Source organism: Pseudomonas sp. PDM19, from assembly GCF_014852215.1.
GTDB lineage: Bacteria > Pseudomonadota > Gammaproteobacteria > Pseudomonadales > Pseudomonadaceae > Pseudomonas.
The window spans coordinates 1,140,874-1,166,205 of record NZ_JACVBG010000002.1; the positions used below are offsets into that span (position 1 = coordinate 1,140,874).

The window sequence follows — 25,332 nt, forward strand, 5'->3', positions numbered from 1 at the left end:
GTCCTTAATGAGTCTGTGGCGTGAGGCGCTCGAGCAGCGCTTCCAGCGTGTTGAACCGTTCTTCCGGGCGCTCCATGGGCACCTGGAACTTGAAGAGGGTGGCCCCTTCGAATTTGTACCGATTGGGCTGGCTCTGGATCATCTTGATCAGCACCAGCGGGTCGACGCAGGTATCGGCGGCGAATTCTACCCGTCCGCCCTGTGGGCCGGCATCTACCTTCACGATCCCGAGCTTTTCTGCCTGCAGTTTCAGCAAAGTCAGACGGATCAGGTTCTTCGCCGGGTCAGGCAGCAGGCCGAAGCGGTCGATCATTTCCACCTGCAGCTCGCGCAGGCCGTCCTCGTCGGCGGCGTTGGCGATGCGCTTGTAGAGGATCAGGCGGGCGTGAACGTCCGGCAGGTAGTCCTCGGGGATCAGCGCCGGTACGCGCAGATTGATGTCCGGGCCGCCGCCCAGCGGTTGTTCGAGGTTTGGCTGTTCGCCCTTGCGGATGGCCTTCACCGCGCGTTCGAGCATTTCCATGTAGAGGGTGAAACCCACCGCCTGGATCTGTCCGCTCTGGCCGTCGCCGAGCAACTCGCCGGCGCCGCGGATTTCCAGGTCGTGGGTCGCCAGCACGAAACCGGCACCCAGGTCCTGGGCGTTGGCGATGGCTTCCAGGCGCTTCTCGGCGTCCGGCGTCATCTGCTTGCGCGGCGGGGTGAGCAGGTAGGCGTAGGCCTGGTGGTGGCTGCGGCCGACGCGCCCGCGCAGCTGGTGCAGCTGGGCCAGGCCGAACTTGTCGGCGCGCTCGATGAGGATGGTGTTGGCGCTCGGCACATCGATGCCGGTCTCGATGATGGTCGAGGCCACCAGCACGTTGAAGCGCTTGTGGTAGAAGTCGCTCATCACCCGTTCCAGGTCGCGCTCGTTCATCTGCCCGTGACCGATACCGATGCGCGCCTCGGGAACCAGCTCCGCCAGGTCGCGGGCGCACTTCTCGATGGTCTTCACTTCGTTGTGCAGGAAGTACACCTGACCCCCGCGCAGCAGTTCGCGCAGCAGGGCTTCCTTGATCACCGACTTCTGCTCCTCCATGACGAAGGTACGCACGGACAGGCGGCGCGCCGGCGGCGTGGCGATGATCGACAGGTCGCGCATGCCGGCTACCGCCATGTTGAGCGTGCGCGGGATCGGCGTGGCGGTGAGGGTAAGGATGTCCACCTCGCTGCGCAGGGCCTTGAGCTGCTCCTTCTGACGTACGCCGAAACGGTGCTCCTCGTCGATGATGACCAGGCCGAGGTTCTTGAACTTCACATCGTCCTGCAGCAGCTTGTGGGTGCCGATGACGATGTCGACCTTGCCCTCGGCCAGCTGCGCCACGGCGCCTTCGACTTCCTTGGCGGACTTGAAGCGGCTCATGACCTCCACGCTCACCGGCCAGTCGGCGAAGCGGTCGCGGAAGCTGTTGTAGTGCTGCTGGGCGAGGAGGGTGGTCGGCACCAGCACGGCGACCTGCTTGCCGCTGTGCACCGCGACGAAGGCGGCGCGCATGGCCACCTCGGTCTTGCCGAAGCCCACGTCGCCGCAGACCAGGCGGTCCATCGGCTTGTCGGCGAGCATGTCGGCCACCACGGCTTCGATGGCGGTCTGCTGGTCCGGGGTTTCCTCGAAGGGGAAGCCGGCGGAGAAGGTGGCGTAGTCGACCTGCGGGTCCTTGAACGCATAGCCCTTGCGCGCGGCGCGGCGGGCGTAGATGTCCAGCAGTTCGGCGGCGACGTCACGGACTTGCTCGGCGGCCTTGCGCTTGGCCTTCTGCCAGGTTTCCGAGCCCAGCTTGTGCAGCGGCGCCAGGGCGTCGTCGCTGCCGGTGTAGCGGGCTATCAGGTGCAGGTTGGCCACCGGCACGTAGAGCTTGGCTTCGTCGGCGTACTGCAGGGCGAGGAATTCGGCGTTCTGGCCGTCGATCTCCAGGGTGATCAGGCCCATGTAGCGGCCGACACCGTGGTCGATGTGTACCACCGGCGCGCCTTCGCGCAGCTCGGTGAGGTTCTTGATGACGTTCTCGCCGCCGTCGCGGGTTTTCTCGCGGCGCCGGCGCTGCATGACGCGCTGGCCGAAGAGCGGGCTTTCGGCGACCAGGGCAATGCCCGGCTGGCCCTTGTCGGCGTCCAGCAGCAGGCCTTCGTCCATCGGCGCGATGGTGATCGCCAGGCGGTCCTTGTGCGCCAGGAAGCCCGGCCAGCCCTCGACTTCGAGCGGGCGCAGCTTCAGTCGCGCCAGCAGCTCCAGCAGCACCTCGCGGCGGCCGGCGGACTCGGCGGTAAAGAGGATGCGGCCGTCGAACTGCTCGATGAACTGGCGCAGGCGCGCCAGCGGCTCGCTGGCCTTGGCCTCGATGGCCAGTTCGGGCAGCGCTTGCGCGGGGAAGCGCTCGCGGCCGACGCCGCTCTCGATCGGCTCGGGGCTGACCACCACGCGCGGCCAGTTCTTCAGGCGGGCGAAGCAGTCTTCCACCGGCAGGAAGACTTCGGCCGGCGGCAGCAGCGGGCGTTCCGGGTCGTAGCGGCGGTCTTCGTAGCGGTTGCGCACGTCGGTCCAGAACTGTTCCGCGGCGCTCTCGATGCCCGGCAGGGAGAACACCTGGGTGTCCTGTGGCAGGTAGTCGAACAGCGTCGAAGTCTCGCCATCTTCGAAGAACAGCGGGATGTAGTACTCGATGCCGGCGGGTGTCAGGCCGCTGGCGAGGTCCTGATAGATCGGGCAGCGGCGGTAGTCGACGTCGAAACGCTCGCGGAAGCGGCCACGGAAGCCGGTCACCGCTTCCTTGCGCAGCGGGAACTCGCGCGCCGGCAGCAGGCGGATGCTCTCCACCTTGTCGATGGAGCGCTGGGTTTCCGGGTCGAAGGTGCGCAGCGTCTCGATTTCGTCATCGAACAGGTCGATGCGGTAGGGCAGTTCGCTGCCCATCGGGAACAGGTCGATCAGCGCGCCGCGCACGGCGAACTCACCGTGTTCGTAGACAGTGTCCACGCAGCGGTAGCCGGCAGCCTCGAAGCGGCTGCGCATCTGCTCGACGTCGAGTTTCTGGCCGACATCCAGCACCAGGCTGCTGCCGAGCAGGAACTTGGCCGGCGCCAGGCGGTGCAGGGCGGTGGTGATCGGCACCACGAGCACGCCGCGGCGCAGTTCGGGCAACTGATAGAGCGTGGCGACGCGCTGGGAAATGATGTCCTGGTGCGGCGAGAACACGTCGTAGGGCAGGGTTTCCCAGTCCGGCAGCTGCAGCACTGGCAAATCCGGCGCGAAGAAGCGCAGCTCCTGCTCCAGGCGCTCGGCGCTCTGGCTGTCGGCGGTCAGCAACAGGGTGAAACGTTTCGCCGGCCCGGCCGCTTCAGCGATGGCCAGGCTCAGGGCGGCCCCGGGGAGGTTGCCCCAGGATTGTTTGCCGGCTGCGGTCGGCAATGTAGGGATACGCAATACGGACACGGGCAGTCTTGGCTCCGGTCGAGGAATTTGACCGGTCGGATTGTAACTATCCCGATTGACGGATGTCAGTCATACGACCGCTGCGGATTGCCGGCGATTGTTCGCGCCGTCATAATGTAGCCCCTTTTTTCTTCTCCTACATGTGGAAGGTATTGCCCGTGACCCAGAAGCCCGACCAGTGTCTCGGTGAGTGGATCGATCGTGAAGCCCTCGCGGAAGCCATGATTCCGCTGATCGGTCAGCTGTACCGTAACAACAACGTGGTGACCTCGATCTACGGCCGTGGCCTGATCAACCGTTCGGTGATCGCGATCCTCAAAGCGCACCGTTTCGCCCGTCACCGCCTGGCCGAAGAAGGCGGGCTGTCGGTTCACGACACTTTCCCGATCCTCAAGGCGATGAGCGAGCTCAAGCTGGGCGCAGCTTCGGTAGACCTGGGCAAGATGGTTGCCAAGTTCAAGACCGAAGGTAACGGCCGCAGCATCGAGCAGTTCACCAAGGACGAGCTGGCCGACGTGGTCGGCAAGCAGAACGGCGGCGCCCGCGAAGGCACCGACGTGGTCCTGTACGGCTTCGGTCGTATCGGCCGCCTGCTGGCCCGTATCCTCATCGAGAAGACCGGTGGTGGCGACGGCCTGCGCCTGCGCGCCATCGTCGTCCGCAAGGGCGCCGAGAACGACCTGGTCAAGCGCGCCAGCCTGCTGCGTCGTGACTCCGTGCATGGTCCGTTCGACGGCACCATCACCATCGATGAAGAAAACAACACCATCACCGCCAACGGCAACCTGATCCAGGTGATCTACTCCAACGACCCGGCGTCGATCGACTACACCCAGTACGGCATCAAGAAAGCCCTGCTGGTCGACAACACCGGCAAGTGGCGCGATGCCGAAGGCCTGGGCCAGCACCTGAAGTGCCCGGGTATCGACCGCGTGATCCTGACCGCTCCGGGCAAGGGTGCGCTGAAGAACGTCGTTCACGGCATCAACCATGGCGACATCACCGCTGACGACAAGATCGTTTCCGCCGCTTCCTGCACCACCAACGCCATCGTGCCGGTGCTCAAGGCTGTGAACGACCAGTACGGCATCGTCAACGGCCACGTCGAAACCGTTCACTCGTTCACCAACGACCAGAACCTGATCGACAACTTCCACAAGGGCAGCCGTCGTGGCCGCGCCGCGCCGCTGAACATGGTGATCACCGAGACTGGCGCCGCTACCGCTGCCGCCAAGGCTCTGCCGGTTCTGAAGGGCAAGCTGACCGGCAACGCCATCCGCGTTCCGACGCCGAACGTCTCCATGGCCATCCTCAACCTGAACCTGGAAAAGGCCACCAACCGCGAAGAGATCAACGAGTACCTGCGCCAGATGGCCATGCACTCGGACCTGCAGAAGCAGATCGACTTCGTGTCGTCTCAGGAAGTGGTTTCCACCGACTTCGTCGGTTCCCGCCATGCGGGCGTCGTCGATGCCGAGGCGACCATTGCCAACGACAACCGCGTCGTCCTGTACGTGTGGTACGACAACGAGTTCGGCTACAGCTGCCAGGTCGTCCGCGTGATGGAAGACATGGCTGGTGTGAACCCGCCGGCTTTCCCGCGCTGATTCAGGCGGTCTAGATAAACGGGAGCTCTCGGGCTCCCGTTTTTCGTTAGTGGCACCCCCATAACCATCAATAAAATCTGCCAATTCCCGAACCTGGAAAGACTTCAAATGGATGGACAACATCTGCATGAAGGCGAGCTGAAGCGCGGTCTGAAGAACCGCCACATCCAGCTGATCGCCCTCGGCGGCGCCATCGGTACCGGCCTGTTCCTGGGCTCTGCCGGCGTGCTGCAATCCGCCGGCCCGTCGATGATCCTCGGCTACGCCATCGGCGGCTTCATCGCCTTCCTGATCATGCGCCAACTCGGCGAGATGATCGTCGAGGAGCCCGTTGCCGGCTCCTTCAGCCACTTCGCGCACAAGTACTGGGGCGGTTTCGCCGGCTTCATGTCCGGCTGGAACTACTGGGTGCTGTATATCCTGGTGGGCATGTCGGAGCTGACCGCGGTCGGCAAGTACATCCAGTTCTGGTGGCCGGACTTCCCGACCTGGGCGACGGCCGCGGTGTTCTTCGTCCTGATCAACGCCATCAACCTGTTCAACGTGAAGGCCTTCGGCGAGACCGAGTTCTGGTTCGCGATCATCAAGGTCGTCGCCATCATCGGCATGATCCTGCTCGGCGTCTGGCTGCTGGCCAGCGGCAACGGTGGTCCGCAGGCCTCGGTGAGCAACCTGTGGGCCCACGGAGGCTTCTTCCCCAATGGCTGGAAGGGCCTGGTGATGGTCCTGGCGATCATCATGTTCTCCTTTGGTGGACTGGAGCTGGTCGGTATCACCGCCGCCGAAGCCTCCGAGCCGAAGAAGGTCATCCCCAAGGCGATCAATCAGGTCATCTACCGGATCCTGATCTTCTACATCGGCGCCCTGGCCGTGCTGCTCTCGCTGTACCCCTGGGATGCCCTGCTGCAGAGCATCAACAGCGCCGGCGATCCCTACAGCGGCAGCCCGTTCGTCAAGGTCTTCTCGCTGCTGGGCAGCGAGTACGCGGCGCACATCCTGAACTTCGTGGTGCTTACCGCCGCGCTGTCGGTCTACAACAGCTGCGTGTACTGCAACAGCCGCATGCTCTTCGGCCTGGCCGAGCAGGGCGATGCCCCGCGCGCCTTCGCCAAGGTCGATGATCGCGGCGTACCGCTGCTGGCCATCGGCGTCTCGGCGTTCATCACCCTGGCCTGTGTTGTGGTCAACTACGTGATCCCGCACCAGGCGCTGGAGTTGCTGATGTCGCTGGTGGTCGCCGCGCTGGTGATCAACTGGGCGATGATCAGCCTGGCCCACATGAAGTTCCGCAAGGCCATGGTGGCCAAGGGCGTGCAACCGTTCTTCCGCGCCCTGTGGTACCCCTACGGCAACTGGCTGTGCCTGGCCTTCGTGGTGTTCATCCTCGCCATCATGCTGCAGATCCCGGGCATCGACGTGTCGGTGTACGCGATTCCGGTGTGGATCGTGCTGATGGGTGTGTGCTACCTGTTCAAGCGCAAGTCCCCGGCCAAGGCCAACGCCTGATCCGGTTGAGAAACGGGAGCTTCGGCTCCCGTTTTCTTTTGGTAATGCACCTTTGCCAGAGCGGAAACAGTGGCTCGGGGTGCTTGCGGTAGAATGCCCGGCGCTGGGCGGGTGATGGACGGCAGGAGGTGCCGAGTGTTGCGTGGAGGCTGGCTGTTGATGGTGCTGGTGACTGCCCTGGCGGGATGCGGGGAGTCGGTCGAACGCTTTGGCGGCCCGACCATGGGCAGCAGCTACACGGTGCAATACGTGACCACGGGCAAGGCGCCTGACACTGCAAAGCTCAAGGCTGAAGTAGAGGCAATCCTGGCGAGCCTGGACGAGCAGTTCTCCACCTACCGCGACGACTCGGTACTTTCGCGCTTCAACGCTCGCCCAGCCGGCAGTTGCATGACCTTGCCGGCGGACATGCTGACACTCTGGCGCTACGGCGAACAGCTTTCCCAGCAGAGCGGCGGCGCCTTCGACCTCACCGTCGAGCCGCTGATGAACCTCTGGGGCTTCGGCCCGCAGTCGCGCGGCGAGAAGGTTCCGGATGCCGTTGCCCTGCAGCGTGAGCGCGCCCGTGTCGGCCACCAGCATCTGCGACTGAAAGGCGATCAGCTGTGCAAGGACGTCGATGCGCAACTGGACTTCGACAGCCTCGTCGCCGGCTACGCGGTGGATCAGGTCAGTGCTCGACTGGCCGAGCTGGGCCTGACCGATTACCTGGTGGAGATCACCGGCGAGCTCAAGGCCGTGGGCCACAAGCCCGATGGCGCGCCGTGGCGCATCGCCCTTGAAGTGCCCAGCGGCGAGCGCGAGCGGCAGGTGGAGCGCTCGGTTGCGCTGGATGGCATCGGCCTGTCCACCTCCGGCGACTACCGCAACTATTTCGAGGAGGGTGGGCAGCGTTACTCGCACACCTTCGACCCGCGCACCGGTACGCCGGTCCGCCACGCGCTGGCGGCGGTCACCGTGGCGGAAGCCCAGGCCCTGCGCGCCGACGGCCTGTCGACCCTGCTGATGGTGCTGGGGCCGGAGGAGGGCTATACCTTTGCCGAGCGCAATGGGCTGGCAGCCTTCTTCATCGTGCGCCAGGGCGAGGGCTTCGTGGCCCGCGCGACGACGCGCTTCGAAGCGCTGTTTCCGTCGCCTGAATGAAAGCTTCGGCGGGCATGATGGCGGCCCGCAGGCTGGCAACGGCATGTAGTAGCGGCAAAATTCGCCTACCTGCCGACCAACCGCTAATGTGCAGCCTTTTGCCGCAGGGCTAAGCTGCGCCAATGATTTCGATCCGCCTCGGCGCATGTGGTGCCGAGGTTTTGCCGGGAGCGCCAAGCGAGCGCCCCGGCCTGTTCTGAAGGAGTACGCATGGCTGTCTACAACTACGACGTGGTGATTCTCGGCACGGGCCCGGCAGGCGAGGGGGCGGCGATGAACGCCTCCAAGTACGGGCGCAAGCTGGCGGTGGTGGACAGCCGTCGCGTGGTCGGCGGCAACTGCACGCACCTGGGCACCATCCCGTCCAAGGCACTGCGTCACTCGGTGAAGCAGATCATCGAGTTCAACACCAACCCGATGTTCCGCCAGATCGGCGAGCCGCGCTGGTTCTCCTTCCCGGACGTGCTGAAAAGCGCCGAGCGGGTGATCTCCAAGCAGGTCTCCTCGCGCACCGGCTACTACGCCCGCAACCGCATCGACATGTTCAACGGCACCGCCAGTTTCGTCGATGAACGCACCGTCGAAGTCGTCACCCCCAGCGGCGCCGTGGAGCGCCTGGTGGCCGACCAGTTCGTCATTGCCACCGGTTCGCGTCCGTATCGTCCGTCGGACATCAACTTCAACCACCCGCGCGTCTACGACAGCGACACCATCCTGTCCCTGAGCCACACCCCGCGTCGCCTGATCATCTACGGAGCCGGGGTGATCGGCTGCGAGTACGCCTCGATCTTCAGTGGCCTGGGCGTGCTGGTGGACCTGATCGACACCCGCGACCAGTTGCTGAGCTTCCTCGACGACGAAATCTCCGATGCGCTGAGCTACCACCTGCGCAACAACAACGTGCTGATCCGTCACAACGAGGAATACGAGCGTGTGGAAGGCCTGGACAACGGGGTGATCCTGCACCTGAAGTCGGGCAAGAAGATCAAGGCCGACGCCCTGCTGTGGTGTAACGGCCGTACCGGCAACACCGACCGTCTGGGCCTCGAGAACATCGGCATCAAGGTCAACAGCCGCGGCCAGATCGAGACCGACGAGAACTACCGCACCTCGGTATCGAACATCTATGCCGCCGGTGACGTGATCGGCTGGCCGAGCCTGGCCAGCGCCGCCTACGACCAGGGTCGTTCGGCTGCCGGCAACATCGTCGAGCACGATGGCTGGCGCTTCGTGAACGACGTGCCGACCGGCATCTACACCATTCCGGAGATCAGCTCGATCGGCAAGAACGAGCAGGAGCTGACCGTGGCGAAGATTCCCTATGAGGTGGGCAAGGCCTTCTTCAAGGGTATGGCCCGCGCGCAGATTTCCAACGAGCCGGTGGGCATGCTGAAGATCCTGTTCCACCGCGACACCCTGGAAATCCTCGGTGTGCACTGCTTCGGCGACCAGGCCTCGGAGATCGTCCACATCGGCCAGGCGATCATGAACCAGCCGGGCGAACTGAACACCCTGAAGTACTTCGTCAACACCACGTTCAACTATCCGACCATGGCCGAAGCCTACCGCGTAGCGGCGTTCGACGGCCTGAACCGGATTTTTTGAAGTACCCCGACCGGCGGCCTGAGCCGGTCGGGGGGAACCTGCTCAGCGATTCCCGATCGTGGCAGTGGCCAAACCGGGAAAGTCTGTGATCAGGCTATCCACGCCAAAATCAGCGAGCCGGCGCATCAGCGCCGGCTCGTTGACCGTCCACACCGACACATGCAACCCCTGCTTCTGCGCTTTCAGCAAGCGCTCCGGGGTGCACAGCATCCAGTTCAGCGCCAGCAGATCACAGCCGTAGTGCGCGGCGACCTTCAGCGGGTCGAGCCAGGCGTATTCGGCCACCAGCCCGCGTGACAGCTCCGGCGCCAGTTCCTCCAGCGCGCGCAGCACCGTGCGCGAACTTGAGGTCACGGTGATCCGGTCGCGCAGGCCGAAACGGCCTACCAACTGGTGGATCGCCTGCACCGTGCGGCCAGCACGATCCTTCGATGCGCTTTTCACTTCCAGCTGCCAGTGCTCGAACTCGCAGCGCTCGAACAGCTCCGCCAGGCGCGGGATGGGGCAGGGGCGCACCCAGCCCGGACCGCCGTCGCGGGCGTCCAGGGTCACCAGATCCTCTGCCAGTTGCTCGGAGACCTTGCCGCGTCGGCCGGTGGTGCGTTTGAGCGTCGGGTCGTGGATCACCATCAGCTCGCCGTCGCGGGACAGGTGCAGGTCCAGTTCGCAGCGCTTCACGCCATGTTCCAGGCAGCGCTGGAAGCTGTTCAGGGTGTTTTCCGGTGCTTCGCCTTTGGCGCCGCGATGGCCATAGATCAGAGTCACTGGGGCTCCTTGGGAGTCGGTGAAAGGTCCTTGAGATAGGGCGAACGGTGCTGGCGGACGGCATCGACCACCACCCCGCTCTCGAAATAGACACTGAATTCGCGGTAGTCCCAGCGCGAGATGGGCGGCTTGCCCACCGCCGGGTGTTCTTCGTCCGGCAGGCCGAAGTGTTCCAGCACGGCCTTCTGGCTCTCGCCACGGGCCGGCAGCACGATGTGCGGGTCGCCCTGGGTGCCCACCGGTATCTCGATGGTATCCGCCAGCAGTGGCAGCGGGATGACAAGGCTCAACAGGAGCAGCAGATGGCGCATGGATATCCCTGGGTTCATTCTTCGCGGGCCTTGGCCTGTCGGCGTTCCAATGCCTGGCGCTGGAGGATGTGGCGGGCCAGCAACTGGCGCTGGGCGTCGCCGAGCATCTCGAATTCGGTGCCGATCTCGTAGTCGCCCTCGGGCTGCTGCTGGCAATGGGTGACCTTGGCGCGCAGCAGCAGGCCCAGGCCGTGGGGGAGCAGGACGATCTTCAGCGCCAGGTCCTGGTCGACCGCCAGTGGCTGGGTATCGCGGAAATTGATGCCGCCTTCGGACAGCGTGACCTTGCGCGCCGGGCCGATCTCGCTGAGCAGGCTCTGGGTCAGGGCCTGGGCGATCAGGTCGATGCGCTTGTTCATCACCTTCAGGTAGCTGGCCAGCGGGCGGTCGCGCTCGTTGATATGGCGCAGCAGGTGCTGCGACTCGAAGTCGGTCAGGTGCAGGTCGCTGAGCAGGTTGAACAGCGCGGAATCATCCTGAAGCACTTCTTGCGACTGGATTTCGTCCTCGCGCAGCGGGCGAAATTCCAATGCGAGCGTGTCTTCAATACGATAGTATTCGCGGCGGTCATCCGCGTCTGGAGTGGACATGGCGAACCCACGGCAGCAGTGATGGTCTGAGTGTAAAGCCGCCTGCCTGGCCTCGCCACACGGAAGTCGCACGCCAGATGGAACTGACGCCCGACGCACTCTTCACCTTCTCATTCGGCCCCACATGTTCAGACCCCTTTCCGTCTACATCGGAACGCGCTACACACGCGCCAAACGCCGCAGCCACTTCGTTTCCTTCATCTCGCTCACTTCCATGATCGGCCTTGCGCTGGGCGTGGTGGTGATGATCGTGGTGCTCTCGGTGATGAACGGCTTCGACCACGAGATGCGCACCCGCGTGCTGGGCATGGTGCCCCACGCCACGGTGGAGTCCTACCAGCCGATCTCCGACTGGCAGGGCATCGCCGGGCAGATCAAGACCCAGCACCCCAACGTGCTGGAAGTCGCGCCCTTCATCCAGATGCAGGGCCTGCTCAGCGCAGGCGGCACGGTGCAGAAGGTGCTGATCAATGCCGTGGACCCGAACGAGGAGAGCAAGGTCTCGATCATCGACCAGTTCTTCCAGCAGGGTTCGCTCAGCAGCCTCAAGCCTGGCGAGTTCGGCATCATCATCGGCGACAAGGCGGCGAAGAACCTCGGCGTGAAGCTGGGCGACAAGGTCACCTTCATCGCCCCGGAGGTCTCGGTCACCCCCGCCGGCATGTTCCCGCGCATGAAGCGCTTCACCGTGGTCGGCACCTTCCATGTCGGCGCCGGCGAGCTGGACGGCTACGTCGCCATGGTCCACATCGACGACGCCGCGCGCATGCGCCGCCTCAAGCAAGGCCAGGTCGAAGGCCTGCGCCTGAAGCTCGACGACCTGTTCCAGGCGCCGCGCACCGCCTGGGAAATCGCCCGCACCCTGAAGGGCAACGACTACTTCGCTCGCGACTGGACTCGCAGCCATGGCAACCTGTACCAGGCGATCCGCATGGAGAAATCCATGATCGGCCTGTTGCTGCTGCTGATCGTCGCGGTCGCCGCGTTCAACATCATTTCCACCCTGGTCATGGTCGTCACCGACAAGAAGGCCGACATCGCCATCCTGCGCACCCTGGGCGCCACGCCGGGGCAGATCATGGCGACCTTCATGGTCCAGGGCACGGTGATCGGCGTGATCGGCACCTTCATCGGCGGCGTGCTGGGCATCCTTGCAGCGCTCAACGTCAGCTCCGCCATCGCCCTGCTGGAGCGCCTGCTGGGCCACAAGTTCCTCAACGCGGACGTCTACTTCATCGATTACCTGCCTTCGCAACTGATGAGCGAGGACGTGATCCTGGTGTGCAGCGCCGCGCTGATCCTGAGTTTCTTCGCCACCCTGTATCCGGCCTGGCGTGCGGCACGCACCCAGCCCGCGGAGGCCCTGCGTTATGAGTAAGCCGACCCCCAACGACCAGGCCGTTCTGAGCTGCCGCGACCTCGGCAAGCGCTACGAGGAAGGTCCGCAGTCGGTCGAAGTGCTCTCCGGCGTACAGCTGGAGCTGCTGCCCGGCGAGCGCGTGGCCATCGTCGGCAGCTCCGGCTCGGGCAAGAGCACCCTGCTGAACATGCTCGGCGGCCTCGACACGCCCAGCACCGGCAGCGTCTGGCTGGCCGGCGAACAGCTGTCGGCGCTGAACGAGAAGCAGCGAGGCCTGCTGCGCAACCGTGCGCTGGGCTTCGTCTACCAGTTCCACCACCTGCTGCCGGAGTTCACCGCCCTGGAGAACGTCTGCATGCCGCTGCTGATCGGCAAGACGCCGATCCCGGAGGCGCGCCAGCGTGCCACTGCGCTGCTGGAGCGCGTGGGTCTGGGCCATCGCCTGAGCCACAAGCCGTCGGAGCTGTCCGGCGGTGAGCGCCAGCGCGTGGCCATCGCCCGTGCCCTGGTCAACACGCCGAAGCTGGTACTGCTCGACGAGCCCACCGGCAACCTCGACCAGCACACCGCCCACGGTATCCAGGAGCTGATGCTGGAACTGTCGCAGTCCCTTCGCACTGCCTTCCTGGTGGTGACCCACGACACTCACCTCGCCCAGCAGATGGATCGTGTGCTGCGCCTGGAGGAGGGCCGGCTGGTCGCCGCCTGAGGGATAACGGAATGTTCAGACCCCTGTCCGTCTTCATCGGCACCCGCTACACCCGTGCCAAGCGCCGCAACCACTACATCTCGTTCATCTCCCTGACCTCGATGATCGGCCTCGCCCTGGGCGTGCTGGCCATGATCGTGGTGCTTTCGGTGATGAACGGCTTCCAGAAGGAAATGCGCTCGCGCATCCTCGGCATGGTCCCGCATGCCGTGCTGCAGCAGGCCAGCGGCCCGCTGGACAACTGGCAGCACGTTGCCGAAGTGGCCAAGCAGAACCCGAAGATCGTCGGCGCGGTGCCCTACACCGAAGTCGACGGCATGCTTTCCTACAAGGGCATGATGCAACCCATCGAGGTCGATGGCGTCGATCCGGCGCTGGAAACCCAGGTGTCGATCATCGGCCAGCACATGGTTCGCGGCAGCCTCGACGACCTCAAGGCCACCGAGTTCGGCGTGGTCATCGGTGAGATCACCGCGCGGCGCTTCCACGTCAACGTCGGTGACAGCCTGCTGCTGATCGTCCCCGAGCCGAGCACCGCGCCTGGCGGCATCACCCCGCGCATGCAGCGCCTGAACGTGGTCGGCATCTTCAAGGTCGGCGCCGAGCTGGACAGCACCCTGGCGCTGATCCATGTGGACGACGCTGCCAGCCTGATGCGCTGGCAGCCCGGCCAGGTGCAGAGCGTGCGCATTGCCCTGAAGGACCTGTTCCAGGCGCCGGAAGTCGGTGCGGCCATCGCCAGGCAATTGGGCGACGGCTATCGCTCGGTGGACTGGACCCACACCCAGGGCAGCCTGTTCAGCGCGATGAAGATGGAAAAGACCATGATCGGCCTGCTGCTGTTGCTGATCGTCGCGGTCGCCGCCTTCAACATCATCGCCACCCTGATCATGGTGGTGGCCGACAAGCGTGCGGACATCGCTATCCTGCGAACCCTGGGCGCCACACCGAAGCAGATCATGGCGATCTTCATGGTGCAGGGCACGGTGATCGGCCTGATCGGCACCGTCATCGGCTGCGTGCTGGGCGTGCTGGCGGCGTACAACGTCACCGCGATCGTCTCGACCCTGGAGCGCGTCGCCGGCACCCACGTGTTCAACTCGGACATCTATTTCATCAACTACCTGCCGTCCGACCCGCAGATCAGCGACATCGTGCTGATCTGCGTCGCGGCGCTGTCGATGAGCTTCCTCGCCACGCTGTATCCGGCCTGGCGCGCGGCCTCGACCCAGCCGGCGGAATCGCTGCGGTACGAGTGATCACCGGCCCATGAAAAAGCCGCCCTTCGGGGCGGCTTTTTTGTACCTGTAGGAGCAAGCTCGTTTCTACGAAAAAACGTAATTGCCGAGGCGGCGATTGCGTCTACAGGCCGTTCTGCAGGTTGCGCAGCGCCCGACGCCGCCGCCAGCTGCGGCCAATCCACCAGCGCCAGTAGCTCTCGGTGAGCAGGTAGCCGAGGATGCCCACCAGGATGCCGCAGATCACTGAACCCAGCAGGAACGGCTGCCAGAGCATCGCCAGCTCGCCGCTGATCCATTCCCAGGTCAGGTGGTCGGGCAGGGCGCGCGCGGGAATGCCCATGATCCAGGCGCCCATCTTGTAGGTGCAGTAGAACACCGGCGGCATGGTGATCGGGTTGGTCAGCCAGACCAGCCCCACCGAGATCGGCAGGTTGGCCCTCACCCATACCGCCAGCGAGGCGGCCAGCAGCATCTGCAGTGGGATCGGGATGAACGCGGCGAACAGCCCCATGCCCATGGCGCGGGACACGGAGCGGCGATTCAGGTGCCAGAGGTTGGGCGACTGGATCAGCGGTCCGAGAAAGCGCAGGCCCTTGTGGTTCCTGATGCTCTCCGGATCGGGCATGTAGCGCTTGAAGATTCGGCGCGGCATGGAGGAAATCTCTGGCAGACGGACGACGGCTCATTATGCCTAGCTAGGTGACAGTCATTCGTTGCCAACTATGTCCGTGTGTAACCGCCGCAGGCCAATCGGATCGGCGGTTGCGCCGGGGTCAGGGAGTCGCTCCGTTGCCTCGTACAGGGATGTTCGCGCTGGCCCTGGGGTTGCTGGCGCTGCGCTGGATGCCGGCGCTGCCATCCGGCTGGGTTCTGCTGCTTCTCGCGCTGGTCGCGCTGCCGTTGTTGTTCACTCGCGGCTATGTCGTCGGGCTGTTCCTGCTCGCTTTCGCCTGGGCCTGCCAGTCGGCGCAGTGGGCGCTGGATGATCGTCTGGCGCCGGAGCTGAATGGCCGCACGCTGTGGCTGGAGGGCAGGGTAGAGGGCCTGCCGGATCGCTCCGGGCCATCGGTGCGCTTCCAGCTCGCCGAGGTCTCCAGCCCTCGCGCGAAGGTCCCGGCCACACTGCGCCTGTCCTGGTTCGGCGGTCCCCCGGTGGAGGGCGGCGAGCGCTGGCGGCTGGCGGTGAAGCTCAAGCGTCCCCACGGCATGACCAATGGCGCGGGGTTCGATTACGAAGCCTGGCTCACCGCCCAGCGCATCGGCGCTACCGGCAGCGTGAAGGACGGGCAGCGCCTGGAGGCTTCCAGCGGCCAGCGCGCTTGGCGCGAAGCCTGGCGGCAACGACTGCTGGCGGTGGATGCCCATGGGCGCTCCGGGGCGCTCGCCGCGCTGGTGCTGGGCGATGCGTCCGGGCTGACCACGGCGGACTGGCAAGTCCTGCAGGACACCGGAACCCTGCACCTGATGGTGATCTCCGGCTCGCACATCTCGCTGCTGGCCGGCCTGCTTTATGCGTTGGTGGCCGCGCTGGCGCGCTTCGGTTGCTGGCCGGCGCGAGTCCCGTGGTTGCCCTCCGCCTGCCTGCTGGCCGCAAGCGGTGCCTGGGCCTACAGCCTGATGGCGGGATTCGAGGTGCCATTGCAGCGCGCCTGCGTGATGGTCTCCATTGTCCTGTTGTGGCGCCTGCGCTACCGCCATCGTGGGCTATGGACGCCCTTGCTCGGTGCCTTGCTCGCGGTGCTGCTGGTCGAGCCGCTGGTGGTGCTGTTGCCGGGCTTCTGGCTGTCCTATGCAGCGGTGGCGTTGCTGATCTTCGGCTTCTCGGGGCGCCTTGGGCGCTGGACCGCCTGGCGTACCTGGCTGCGCGCGCAATGGCTGATGGCGGTCGGTCTGCTGCCGGCGTCCATCGCCCTGGGATTGCCGCTGAGTGTTTCCGGCGTGGTTGCCAACCTGATCGCCGTGCCCTGGGTCGAATTGGTCGTCGTGCCGTTGGCGTTGCTGGGGAGCCTGGCGCTTGGCGTTCCCTGGCTGGGCGAGACGCTGCTTTGGGTGTCGGGCGGCCTGCTGGAACTGCTGTTCCGGCTGTTGGGCTGGATGGCCGAGCTGGCGCCCGCCTGGCAGCCGGTAGCTGCGCCGATCTGGGCGCTGGTGCTGGCGATGCTGGGCGCACTCCTGCTGCTTGCGCCCGCTGGTGTCCCATTGCGTGCGCTGGGGTTGGCGATGTTCCTGCCGGTGTTCTGGCCGACAGTCCCGTTGCCCGCACCGGGCATGGCCGAGATCCGCGTGCTGGATGTGGGGCAGGGGCTGTCGGTGCTGATCCGTACGCGTAGCCAGGTCTGGCTCTACGACACCGGGGCGCGCAATGGCGATTTTGATATCGGCGAGCGCGTCGTGGTGCCGACGCTGCGCAGCCTGGGTATCGGGCGCCTGGACGTGCTGATGCTCAGTCACGCGGACAACGATCACGCCGGCGGCGCCATGGCGGTGAAGCGTTCGCTGCGGCCGGACCAGGTCATCAGTGGCGAGCCCGAGCGCTTGCCGGAGCAGTTGCAGGGCCGGCCTTGTGGCATCGAGGGTTGGATAATCGATGGCGTTCGCCTCTCCAGCTGGGCCTGGGCAGGCGCCAGCGAGAGCAACGACCGCTCCTGCGCGCTGGAAGTCGAGGCCAACGGCGAGCGCATCCTGCTCACCGGCGACCTGCCGCAACCGGCCGAGCTCGCCTGGCTGTCGGCGCACCCGGGTGAGCGCGTGGACTGGCTGCTGGCCGGCCACCACGGCAGCCGCAGCTCTTCCGGGCTTGCCTTCCTGCGAGCGATCCGGCCCTCCACCGCGATCATCTCCCGTGGCGCCAACAACCCCTATGGCCATCCGCACCCGTCGGTCGTCGAGCGCTTCCGCACGCTGGGCATCCGGATTCAGGATACGGCGGAGCAGGGCGCGCTGACCCTGACGCTCGGTGCCCATGGCGAGGTCCGGGGAGTGCGGGAAGGCGCACATTTCTGGCAGGAAAATTGAGCCTCGGGCGGTCGGTTCGCCACGGCCCCTGTGCTAGAGTGGCGCCACTTTTTTTCAGGGGATTCACCACTGTGTGGGAACTGGTCAAAGCTGGCGGCTGGATGATGCTGCCGATCTTGCTGAGCTCCGTCGCTGCCATGGCGATCGTCGCCGAACGTCTCTGGACCCTGCGCTTGAGTCGTGTGGCCCCGCCGCAGCTGCTCGGCCAGGTGTGGAAGCAGATCAAGGACAAGAAGATGAACAGCCAGGCCCTGAAGGACCTGCGCGCGTCTTCCCCGCTGGGTGAAATCCTTGCCGCTGGCCTGGCCAACTCCAAGCACGGTCGCGAGATCATGAAGGAGTGCATCGAGGAGGCCGCGTCCCGCGTCATCCACGAACTGGAGCGCTACCTCAACGCCCTGGGCACCATCGCCGCCATGGCGCCGCTGCTCGGCCTGCTGGGTACCGTGTTCGGCATGATCCAGATCTTCAGCGCCTTCATGGGCGACGGCATGGCCAATGCGCCGATGCTCGCCGGCGGTATCTCCAAGGCCCTGATCACCACCGCGGCCGGCCTGATCGTGGCGATCCCGGCAGTGTTCTTCCACCGTTACCTGCTGCGCCGCGTCGATGAACTGGTCATCGCCATGGAGCAGGAAGCCATCAAGCTGGTGGAAGTGACCCAGGGCGATCGCGAAGTCGATTTCGTCGAGGAAGGCAAAGCGTGAAATTCCGCCGCAGAGCGGGCGGAGCGGCTCGCGAGGACGTCTTCATCAACCTGGCGTCGCTGATCGACGTGATCTTCGTGCTGCTGCTGTTCTTCGTGGTCGCCACCTCGTTCACCAAGCCGTCGCAGCTCAAGGTCGAACTGCCCGAAGCGGTCAGCGGTACGCCGCCCGAAGCCACCGAGATCAAGCAGCTGGAAATCTCCATCAGCCTCGAAGGTCACTACGCGCTCAACGGCCAGAGCCTGGCGCGCGATGACCTGGAAAACCTGATGAACGCCATGCAGCGTGAGTCCGCCGGTGACAACAGCCTGCCAGTGGTGATCACCGCCGACGGCAAGGTGGATTACCAGTCCGTGGTCACCGCGATGGATGCCGCCGGCAAGCTGGGCTTCACCCACCTGCGCATCACCACCATCGAGTCCCGGGCGGACAAGAAGACCCCCTGATGGCGCTCTCCGACCGCCTGCTCGACGCCTGGTACAAGGGCCACCCGGCCCTTGCCCTGCTCAGGCCGCTCGAGCTGCTCTACCGGCGCGTCGCCCAGGGCCGCCGGCAGGATTTCCTCTCCGGCGCCAAGCCGGCCTACCGCGCTCCCGTACCGATCATCGTGGTCGGCAATGTCACGGTGGGCGGCACCGGCAAGACGCCGATGATCCTCTGGCTGATCGAACACTGCCGCGCCCGTGGGCTGAAGGTCGGTGTGGTCAGTCGTGGCTATGGCGCCAAGCCGCCACGGACACCCTGGCGCGTGCGCGCCGAGCAGTCGGCGGCGGAGGCGGGTGATGAACCGCTGATGATCGTGCGCCGCAGTGGCGTGCCGCTGATGATCGACCCGGACCGCTCCAGCGCCGTGCGTGCGCTGCTGGCCGAAGAGCCGCTGGACCTGATCCTCTGCGACGACGGGCTGCAGCATTACCGCCTGGCCCGCGACCTGGAGCTGGTGCTGATCGACGCCGCCCGTGGCCTGGGCAACGGCCGCTGCCTGCCTGCCGGGCCGCTGCGCGAACCGGCCGAGCGACTGGCCGAAGTCGATGCCGTGCTGCACAACGGCGCACCGTCCGACCCGCCTGGCGCATTCTCCTTCGTCCTGCGACCTTCTGCCCTGGTCAACCTGGCCAGTGGTGAGCGGCGTGGCGTCGAGCATTTTCCCGACGGGCAATCGCTGCATGCACTGGCCGGAATCGGCAACCCGCAGCGTTTCTTCGCAACGCTCGAGGCGCTAAACTGGCGGCCGATTCCGCATCCCTTCCCCGACCATGCGGCTTATACCGCCGAGCAGCTGCGCTTTACGCCGGAACTGCCGCTGGTCATGACCGAGAAGGACGCGGTGAAATGCCGGTCCTTCGCCGCGCCCGACTGGTGGTACCTCGCCGTCGAAGCGCAGCCCTCGCCGGCCTTCGTCGCCTGGTTCGACGTTCAGCTCGAGCGCCTGCTCGCCCGCTGATCCGCCGTCGTAATCCGGCGTCGCTCGCATTCAAATTGTTCGCTGTTCAAGCTCAAGGAACGCACCATGGACCCGAAACTCCTCGATATCCTCGCCTGTCCGCTGTGCAAGGGCCCGCTCAAGCTCACCGACGACAAGTCCGAGCTGATCTGCAAGACCGACGGCCTGGCCTACCCGGTGCGCGACGGCATTCCGGTGATGCTCGAAGGCGAGGCGCGCACCCTGAACGTCGACGAGCGTCTGGACAAGTAACGCCATGACCCAGGCCTATACCGTCGTCATTCCCGCCCGCTTCGCCTCCACCCGCCTGCCCGGCAAACCGCTGCAGGACATCGCCGGCAAGCCGATGATCCAGCACGTCTGGGCGCAGGCCGGCAAAAGCTCCGCCACCCAGGTGGTGGTCGCCACCGACGATCAACGTATCTTCGACGCTTGCCAGGGCTTCGGTGCCCAGGTAGTACTGACCCGTGCCGACCACAACTCCGGCACCGACCGCCTGGCGGAAGTCGCCGACGCGCTGGGTCTGGCCGACGACGCCATCGTGGTCAACGTGCAGGGCGACGAGCCTCTGGTGCCGCCGTCGATCATCGACCAGGTGGCCGCCAACCTCGCGGCTCACCCGGAAGCGGGCATTGCCACCCTGTGCGAAGAAATCCATGACCCGGCCGCGCTGTTCAACCCGAACATCGTCAAGGTGGTCAGCGACAAGAACGGCCTGGCCCTGACCTTCAGCCGCGCCACGCTGCCCTGGGCGCGCGACGCCTTCGCGGTGGACCGCGAAAGCCTGCCGGCCAACGTGCCGTACCGCCGCCACATCGGCATCTACGCCTACCGCGCGCGCTTCCTGCGCGACTTCGTGGCCTGGGGCCCGTGCTGGCTGGAAGATACCGAGTGCCTGGAGCAGCTGCGCGCGCTCTGGCATGGCGTGCGTATCCACGTGGCTGACGCCCTGGAGGCGCCGCAGGCCGGCGTCGATACCCCGGAAGACCTGGAGCGCGTCCGGCGCATCCTGGGGGCCTGATGAAGGTCCTGTTCGTCTGCCTGGGCAACATCTGCCGCTCGCCGACCGCCGAAGGCGTGTTCCGCCAGAAGGTCCGCGGAGCAGGCCTCGAGGATCGCATCGAGATCGATTCGGCTGGCACCGGCGACTGGCACGTCGGCAAGGCGCCGGATGCGCGTACCCGCGCAGCTGCGCTGCGCCGTGGCTATGACCTGTCGGGCTTGCGGGCGCGACAGGTCAACGTCGCCGACTTCTCCCGCTATGACCTGGTCCTGGCGATGGACAACGCCAACTTGCGCGACCTCAAGCATCTTCGCGGCAGCAGCGGCAAGGCGGAGCTGGACCTGTTCCTGCGCCGCTACGAGCTGGAAGTCGATGAAGTCCCCGACCCGTATTACGGCGGCGAAGACGGTTTCGAGCAGGTGCTGGACCTGGTGGAAAGGGCCTGCGACGGCCTGCTGACGGAAGTGAAGGGGCGCCTGTGACGCTGCAACTGCAAGAACGCGTTTCCCTCAAGCCCTACAACACCTTCGGTGTCGAAGTCGCGGCGCGCTGGTTCGCCCAGGCCCATGATGATGCCGAGGTGCACGCCGTTATCGCCGCCGCTGTCGAGAAGGGCCTGCCGCTGATGGTGATCGGTGGCGGCAGCAACCTGTTGCTGACCCGTGACGTCGAGGCGCTGGTGCTGCGCATGGCTTCCCATGGTGTGCGTGTCGTCAGTGGCGACGGCGAGCGCGTGGTGGTCGAGGCGGAAGCTGGTGAGGTATGGGACGACTTCGTGCGCTGGACCCTCTCTCAGGGCTTTGGCGGGTTGGAAAACCTCAGCCTGATCCCAGGCACTGTCGGCGCTGCGCCGATGCAGAACATCGGCGCCTACGGCGTCGAGATCAAGGACGTATTCGCCGGCCTGACCGCGCTGGACCGTGAGAGCGGCGAGCTGCGCGAGTTCTGCCTTGAGGACTGCGCCTTTGCCTACCGCGAAAGTCGCTTCAAGCGTGAGCCGGGCCGTTGGCTGATCCTGCGGGTGCGCTTCGCCCTGAGCCGCGTCGCGAAACTGCATCTGGACTACGGTCCGGTGCGCCAGCGTCTGGCGGAGGAGGGCGTGACTGCGCCGACGCCGGCCGATGTCTCGCGAGTGATCTGCGCAATCCGCCGCGAGAAGCTTCCCGACCCGGCGGTGCTGGGCAATGCCGGCAGTTTCTTCAAGAATCCGGTGGTTTCGGTGGACCAGACCGACGTGCTGCGCCAGCGCTACAGCGACCTGGTGGCCTATCCGCAGGGTGATGGGCAGATGAAGCTGGCCGCCGGCTGGCTGATCGACAAGGCCGGCTGGAAAGGCTTCCGCGACGGTTCGGTGGGTGTGCACGCCCAGCAGGCGCTGGTGTTGGTGAACTACGGCGGCGCCACAGGGGCGCAGCTGCATGCACTGGCTCAGCGTATCCGTGACGATGTCCAGCAGCGCTTCGGTGTGGAGCTGGAGATGGAGCCGAATCTCTACTGAATTCGCTTCGGATGCGAAAAGGGGATGCCAAGGCATCCCCTTTTTTGTGTCTGCTTCCTCGGAGCGGGGCTTTTGTAGGATCGTTCCGAAGCCACGAATTGCAGGCAATAAAAAAGGGGATGCAGCTGCATCCCCTTTTTCGGATCAGGAAGCTATCAGCTGTGGTGTTTTTCCACCACGGTGCCTTGTTCTTTCTCGGTCTTCTCGACTTTGTCGCCTTCAGCCGGTTCGGCAGCCGGTTGCTCGGTGGCTTCAGCGGCTTCGTTCACGACTTCGGCTTCGACGGCCTCGACAGTGACTTCAGCAGCCGGCTCGACCACGACTTCGGCTTCCACGGCAGCGGCTTCTTCAACCACGGCTTCGACGACCGGCGCCTGCTCTGCCTGCGGAGCGGCGGCTGCGGCAGCAGCGGCTTCGCGGGCGGCACGTTCCTGGCGACGACGCTCGCGCGGGTCGTTGGAGGCGCGGCCGGTCGCGTTGGCCGGAACGGCCGGAGCTTCTTCGACAGCAGTTGCAGTGGCAGCCGGAGCTTCCTCGGTAACCACCGGAGCTTCCACCTGAGGCTCTTCGACCAGCTGGGCGACGGCTTCGATCACGGTTTCAGCAGCCGGAGCCGACGCTTCTTCCGCAGCCACCGGCTCGGCGGCAGCCACTTCAACGGTCTCGCTGGCAGCTTCTACCGGCTCGGCAGCCTGTTCGGCGGGCTTGGCCAGGAACTCGATGGTCTGTTCCAGGGCGCTTTCGGTGCGTACGGCTTCAACCACGCCGGACTCCAGCGGCTGGGCCTCGGCTTGAGCCTGGGCAGCGGGCTGCTCCTGCTCGGCGGCGGCTTCAGCAACGGCTACAGCGGTAGCGGCGGCAGCGACCATGGCGGCAGGCGACGGGGTGTCCGAAGCAGCCTGTTCAGCAGTGCCTTCGGCATTTACTTCGCCTTCGGCGCCTTCAACACCATCCACACCGGCTTCGCGCTGGCGCTCGCGGCGGTTGCTGCGGCGACGCTGGCCACGGGAGCGGCGACGCGGACGCTCGTCGTCCGAACCTTCGTCGTCCTGTTGATCCAGCAGCTCCTCGTTCGGCAGCTCTTCGGCTTCCAGGGCGGCGGCATCGCGAGCCGGACGGTCTTCGCGCGGCTGACGCTCTTCACGGGGCTGACGCTCGGCGCGTTCGCCACGCTCACCGCGGGGCTGACGCTCTTCGCGTGGCTGGCGTTCTTCACGCGGTTGGCGTTCGGCGCGCTCACCACGCTCTTCGCGGGGCTGACGCTCCTCACGCGGCTGGCGCTCGGCGCGTTCTTCACGCGGCTGACGCTCTTCACGCGGTTGACGTTCGGCGCGCTCTTCACGCGGCTGGCGTTCCTCGCGCGGTTGACGCTCGGCGCGTTCTTCGCGCGGCTGGCGCTCCTCGCGGGGCTGACGCTCGGCGCGTTCTTCGCGCGGCTGACGCTCTTCGCGAGCCGGGCGCTCAGTGCGCTCACCGCGCTCGTCGCGGCGACCACGCTCTTTACGCTCGTCATCACGACGACCGCCATCGCGGCCGTCGCGGCGACGGTTCTGCTGACGGCCATTGCGACGCTCGCCCTGGCCTTCGCTGCGCTCGGTTGCGGGCTTCTCGGCGGCAACCGGGGTCGGCTCCGGCTTGCTGCCGGCGAACAGGCCTACCAGCGACTTCACCAGGCCCTGGAACAGGCTCGGCTCAGGCATGGGCTTGGTGGCTTCGACAGCGACCGGTGCTTCGGCGGCAGCCTGCTGCGGGGCAGGGCTCTGCGGGGAAACGGTCTTCACGGCGGCTTCCTGGCGAACCAGGGTGCGGGTGGCGCTGACCGGCTGGACTTCCTCGTGCTCTTCCGGGGCCATCTCGTAGCTGGCGTGGCCGGACAGGAGTTCGGGGTTGTCGTCACGCAGGCGCTGAACTTCGAAGTGCGGAGTTTCCAGGTGGTCGTCCGGCAGGATGAAGATGCGCGCGCGGGTGCGCAGTTCGATCTTGGTGATGGCGTTGCGCTTCTCATTGAGCAGGAAGGCAGCAACCTGGAACGGCACGCGCGCACGAACTTCGGCGGTGCGGTCCTTCAGGGCTTCTTCCTCGATCAGGCGCAGGATGGCCAGCGACAGGGATTCGACGTCGCGGATGATGCCTTGGCCGTTGCAGCGCGGGCAGACGATGCCGCTGGTCTCGCCCAGGGACGGACGCAGGCGCTGACGGGACATTTCCAGCAGGCCGAAGCGCGAGATGCGGCCAACCTGCACGCGGGCGCGGTCGGCTTCCAGGGCTTCGCGGACGCGTTCTTCCACGGCGCGCTGGTTCTTCGCCGGGGTCATGTCGATGAAGTCGATGACGATCAGGCCGCCGATATCACGCAGGCGCAACTGGCGGGCGATTTCCTCGGCCGCTTCCAGGTTGGTCTGCAGGGCGGTTTCTTCGATGTCGCCGCCTTTGGTGGCGCGCGCCGAGTTGATGTCGATGGACACCAGGGCTTCGGTCGGATCGATGACGATGGAGCCGCCCGACGGCAGCTTCACTTCGCGCTGGAAGGCGGTTTCGATCTGGCTCTCGATCTGGAAGCGGTTGAACAGCGGAACGCTGTCCTGGTACAGCTTTACCTTACTCGCGTACTGCGGCATGACCTGCTGGATGAAGTTCAGGGCTTCTTCCTGGGCGTCGATGCTGTCGATCAGCACTTCGCCGATGTCCTGGCGCAGGTAGTCGCGGATGGCGCGGATGATGACGTTGCTTTCCTGATAGATCAAGAACGGGCCGCTGCGCTCGCCGGAGGCTTCCTTGATGGCGCCCCACAGTTGCAGCAGGTAGTCCAGGTCCCATTGCAGCTCTTCGGAGCTGCGGCCCAGGCCCGCGGTGCGGACAATCAGGCCCATGTCGCCGGGAACGGTCAGGCCGTTCAGGGCTTCGCGCAGTTCGTTGCGCTCTTCACCCTCGATGCGGCGGGAGATGCCACCGGCGCGCGGGTTGTTGGGCATGAGCACCAGGTAGCGGCCGGCGAGGCTGATGAAGGTGGTCAGGGCGGCGCCCTTGTTGCCACGTTCTTCTTTCTCGACCTGGACGATGACTTCCTGGCCTTCGCTCAGGACGTCCTTGATGTTGATGCGGCCTTCAGGATTCTTCTTGAAGTACTCGCGAGAGATTTCCTTGAGGGGGAGGAAGCCGTGGCGTTCGGCGCCGAAGTCGACGAATGCGGCCTCGAGGCTCGGCTCGATGCGGGTGATACGGCCTTTGTAGATGTTGGCCTTCTTCTGTTCGCGCGCGCCGGACTCGATGTCCAGGTCGAACAGGCGTTGGCCGTCTACCAGCGCTACACGCAACTCTTCGGGTTGAGTTGCGTTGATCAGCATTCTTTTCATGTAGTA

At 65.5% G+C, this 25,332-nt stretch carries 20 protein-coding genes and 1 pseudogene; 15 read left to right on the forward strand and 6 right to left on the reverse strand.

Going from position 1 to position 25,332, the window contains the following annotated elements:
- Positions 1-4: 4 nt before the first annotated feature.
- Entirely contained in the window at positions 5-3,469 is a 3,465-nt protein-coding gene (gene mfd / locus IB273_RS13690; RefSeq protein ID WP_192224275.1) for a transcription-repair coupling factor, read from the reverse strand.
- A 140-nt stretch (positions 3,470-3,609) separates the two neighbouring features.
- On the opposite strand from mfd, the gene IB273_RS13695 reads away from it, so the two are divergent.
- The 4 genes and pseudogenes from IB273_RS13695 (at position 3,610) to sthA (ending at position 9,330) form a co-directional block, all read left to right on the forward strand.
- Positions 3,610-5,076, forward strand: coding sequence for a glyceraldehyde-3-phosphate dehydrogenase (locus IB273_RS13695; RefSeq protein ID WP_081519453.1), 1,467 nt, complete (start codon positions 3,610-3,612; stop codon positions 5,074-5,076).
- A gap of 108 nt (positions 5,077-5,184) precedes the next feature.
- A pseudogene (locus tag IB273_RS13700) lies at positions 5,185-6,552 on the forward strand (amino acid permease); the annotation flags it as partial.
- A gap of 144 nt (positions 6,553-6,696) precedes the next feature.
- Positions 6,697-7,725: an FAD:protein FMN transferase gene (locus tag IB273_RS13705; RefSeq protein WP_412548080.1), complete on the forward strand. Its 1,029-nt coding sequence runs from the start codon at positions 6,697-6,699 to the stop codon at positions 7,723-7,725.
- 210 nt (positions 7,726-7,935) lie between these two features.
- Entirely contained in the window at positions 7,936-9,330 is a 1,395-nt protein-coding gene (gene sthA / locus IB273_RS13710) for a Si-specific NAD(P)(+) transhydrogenase (RefSeq protein WP_045211662.1), read from the forward strand.
- 42 nt (positions 9,331-9,372) lie between these two features.
- Here sthA and IB273_RS13715 read toward each other — a convergent pair whose 3' ends face one another.
- From IB273_RS13715 to IB273_RS13725, 3 genes are read right to left on the reverse strand one after another with little or no spacing between them, the layout of a single operon-like run.
- The gene (locus tag IB273_RS13715; RefSeq protein WP_192224277.1) at positions 9,373-10,095 is read right to left on the reverse strand and encodes a glycerophosphodiester phosphodiesterase; all 723 of its coding nucleotides are present in this window, start codon (positions 10,093-10,095) and stop codon (positions 9,373-9,375) included.
- Positions 10,092-10,406: a phosphodiesterase gene (locus IB273_RS13720; RefSeq protein WP_192224278.1), complete on the reverse strand. Its 315-nt coding sequence runs from the start codon at positions 10,404-10,406 to the stop codon at positions 10,092-10,094. The genes IB273_RS13715 and IB273_RS13720 overlap by 4 nt, the downstream gene beginning before the upstream one ends.
- 14 nt (positions 10,407-10,420) lie before the next feature.
- The gene (locus tag IB273_RS13725; RefSeq protein ID WP_192224279.1) at positions 10,421-10,996 is read right to left on the reverse strand and encodes a PilZ domain-containing protein; all 576 of its coding nucleotides are present in this window, start codon (positions 10,994-10,996) and stop codon (positions 10,421-10,423) included.
- A gap of 124 nt (positions 10,997-11,120) precedes the next feature.
- Here IB273_RS13725 and IB273_RS13730 point away from each other — a divergent pair, with 124 nt between their 5' ends.
- Genes IB273_RS13730 through IB273_RS13740 form a run of 3 tightly spaced genes read left to right on the forward strand, consistent with a single transcriptional unit; the run spans position 11,121 to position 14,324 of the window.
- On the forward strand, positions 11,121-12,374 hold the full coding sequence (locus tag IB273_RS13730; RefSeq protein WP_151187741.1) for a lipoprotein-releasing ABC transporter permease subunit: 1,254 nt from the start codon (positions 11,121-11,123) through the stop codon (positions 12,372-12,374).
- Complete coding sequence (lolD, locus tag IB273_RS13735) at positions 12,367-13,065, forward strand: lipoprotein-releasing ABC transporter ATP-binding protein LolD (RefSeq protein ID WP_017519266.1); 699 nt, start codon at positions 12,367-12,369, stop codon at positions 13,063-13,065. Before IB273_RS13730 ends, lolD begins: the two co-directional genes overlap by 8 nt.
- Before the next feature lie 11 nt (positions 13,066-13,076).
- Positions 13,077-14,324, forward strand: coding sequence for a lipoprotein-releasing ABC transporter permease subunit (locus tag IB273_RS13740; protein WP_081519461.1), 1,248 nt, complete (start codon positions 13,077-13,079; stop codon positions 14,322-14,324).
- A gap of 103 nt (positions 14,325-14,427) precedes the next feature.
- On the opposite strand, the gene IB273_RS13745 is transcribed toward IB273_RS13740, so the two are convergent.
- Entirely contained in the window at positions 14,428-14,958 is a 531-nt protein-coding gene (locus tag IB273_RS13745; protein ID WP_192224280.1) for a DUF2062 domain-containing protein, read from the reverse strand.
- Positions 14,959-15,110: 152 nt separating this feature from the next.
- Between IB273_RS13745 and IB273_RS13750 the strand changes: the two genes are divergently transcribed.
- The 8 genes from IB273_RS13750 (at position 15,111) to murB (ending at position 21,973) form a co-directional block, all read left to right on the forward strand.
- Positions 15,111-17,321 (forward strand): DNA internalization-related competence protein ComEC/Rec2, encoded by a 2,211-nt coding sequence (locus IB273_RS13750; protein WP_192224520.1) that lies wholly within the window; start codon positions 15,111-15,113, stop codon positions 17,319-17,321.
- Positions 17,322-17,392: 71 nt separating this feature from the next.
- Positions 17,393-18,028, forward strand: a complete 636-nt coding sequence (locus IB273_RS13755) for a MotA/TolQ/ExbB proton channel family protein (RefSeq protein WP_017519262.1) — start codon at positions 17,393-17,395, stop codon at positions 18,026-18,028.
- Complete coding sequence (locus tag IB273_RS13760; protein WP_045211644.1) at positions 18,025-18,474, forward strand: ExbD/TolR family protein; 450 nt, start codon at positions 18,025-18,027, stop codon at positions 18,472-18,474. The genes IB273_RS13755 and IB273_RS13760 overlap by 4 nt, the downstream gene beginning before the upstream one ends.
- The gene (lpxK, locus tag IB273_RS13765) at positions 18,474-19,472 is read left to right on the forward strand and encodes a tetraacyldisaccharide 4'-kinase (protein ID WP_192224281.1); all 999 of its coding nucleotides are present in this window, start codon (positions 18,474-18,476) and stop codon (positions 19,470-19,472) included. The genes IB273_RS13760 and lpxK overlap by 1 nt, the downstream gene beginning before the upstream one ends.
- A 66-nt stretch (positions 19,473-19,538) precedes the next feature.
- A complete protein-coding gene (locus tag IB273_RS13770) occupies positions 19,539-19,724 on the forward strand; it encodes a Trm112 family protein (RefSeq protein WP_081519465.1) in 186 nt (61 codons plus the stop codon).
- Between the two features lie 4 nt (positions 19,725-19,728).
- Complete coding sequence (kdsB, locus tag IB273_RS13775; protein ID WP_138214925.1) at positions 19,729-20,493, forward strand: 3-deoxy-manno-octulosonate cytidylyltransferase; 765 nt, start codon at positions 19,729-19,731, stop codon at positions 20,491-20,493.
- The gene (locus tag IB273_RS13780) at positions 20,493-20,957 is read left to right on the forward strand and encodes a low molecular weight protein-tyrosine-phosphatase (protein WP_081519467.1); all 465 of its coding nucleotides are present in this window, start codon (positions 20,493-20,495) and stop codon (positions 20,955-20,957) included. The genes kdsB and IB273_RS13780 overlap by 1 nt, the downstream gene beginning before the upstream one ends.
- Complete coding sequence (murB, locus tag IB273_RS13785) at positions 20,954-21,973, forward strand: UDP-N-acetylmuramate dehydrogenase (RefSeq protein ID WP_192224282.1); 1,020 nt, start codon at positions 20,954-20,956, stop codon at positions 21,971-21,973. The genes IB273_RS13780 and murB overlap by 4 nt, the downstream gene beginning before the upstream one ends.
- Before the next feature lie 155 nt (positions 21,974-22,128).
- On the opposite strand, the gene rne is transcribed toward murB, so the two are convergent.
- Complete coding sequence (rne, locus tag IB273_RS13790; protein WP_192224283.1) at positions 22,129-25,326, reverse strand: ribonuclease E; 3,198 nt, start codon at positions 25,324-25,326, stop codon at positions 22,129-22,131.
- Positions 25,327-25,332: the final 6 nt, after the last annotated feature.

Coding starts and splice junctions, on each gene's coding strand:
- IB273_RS13695 (WP_081519453.1), top strand. CDS start 3,610: ATGTGGAAGGTATTGCCCGTGACCCAGAAGCCCGACCAGTGTCTCGGT.
- IB273_RS13705 (WP_412548080.1), top strand. CDS start 6,697: ATGGACGGCAGGAGGTGCCGAGTGTTGCGTGGAGGCTGGCTGTTGATG.
- sthA (WP_045211662.1), top strand. CDS start 7,936: ATGGCTGTCTACAACTACGACGTGGTGATTCTCGGCACGGGCCCGGCA.
- IB273_RS13720 (WP_192224278.1), bottom strand. CDS start 10,406: ATGCGCCATCTGCTGCTCCTGTTGAGCCTTGTCATCCCGCTGCCACTG.
- IB273_RS13725 (WP_192224279.1), bottom strand. CDS start 10,996: ATGTCCACTCCAGACGCGGATGACCGCCGCGAATACTATCGTATTGAA.
- IB273_RS13730 (WP_151187741.1), top strand. CDS start 11,121: ATGTTCAGACCCCTTTCCGTCTACATCGGAACGCGCTACACACGCGCC.
- lolD (WP_017519266.1), top strand. CDS start 12,367: ATGAGTAAGCCGACCCCCAACGACCAGGCCGTTCTGAGCTGCCGCGAC.
- IB273_RS13740 (WP_081519461.1), top strand. CDS start 13,077: ATGTTCAGACCCCTGTCCGTCTTCATCGGCACCCGCTACACCCGTGCC.
- IB273_RS13745 (WP_192224280.1), bottom strand. CDS start 14,958: ATGCCGCGCCGAATCTTCAAGCGCTACATGCCCGATCCGGAGAGCATC.
- IB273_RS13750 (WP_192224520.1), top strand. CDS start 15,111: ATGTTCGCGCTGGCCCTGGGGTTGCTGGCGCTGCGCTGGATGCCGGCG.
- lpxK (WP_192224281.1), top strand. CDS start 18,474: ATGGCGCTCTCCGACCGCCTGCTCGACGCCTGGTACAAGGGCCACCCG.
- IB273_RS13770 (WP_081519465.1), top strand. CDS start 19,539: ATGGACCCGAAACTCCTCGATATCCTCGCCTGTCCGCTGTGCAAGGGC.
- kdsB (WP_138214925.1), top strand. CDS start 19,729: ATGACCCAGGCCTATACCGTCGTCATTCCCGCCCGCTTCGCCTCCACC.
- IB273_RS13780 (WP_081519467.1), top strand. CDS start 20,493: ATGAAGGTCCTGTTCGTCTGCCTGGGCAACATCTGCCGCTCGCCGACC.
- rne (WP_192224283.1), bottom strand. CDS start 25,326: ATGAAAAGAATGCTGATCAACGCAACTCAACCCGAAGAGTTGCGTGTA.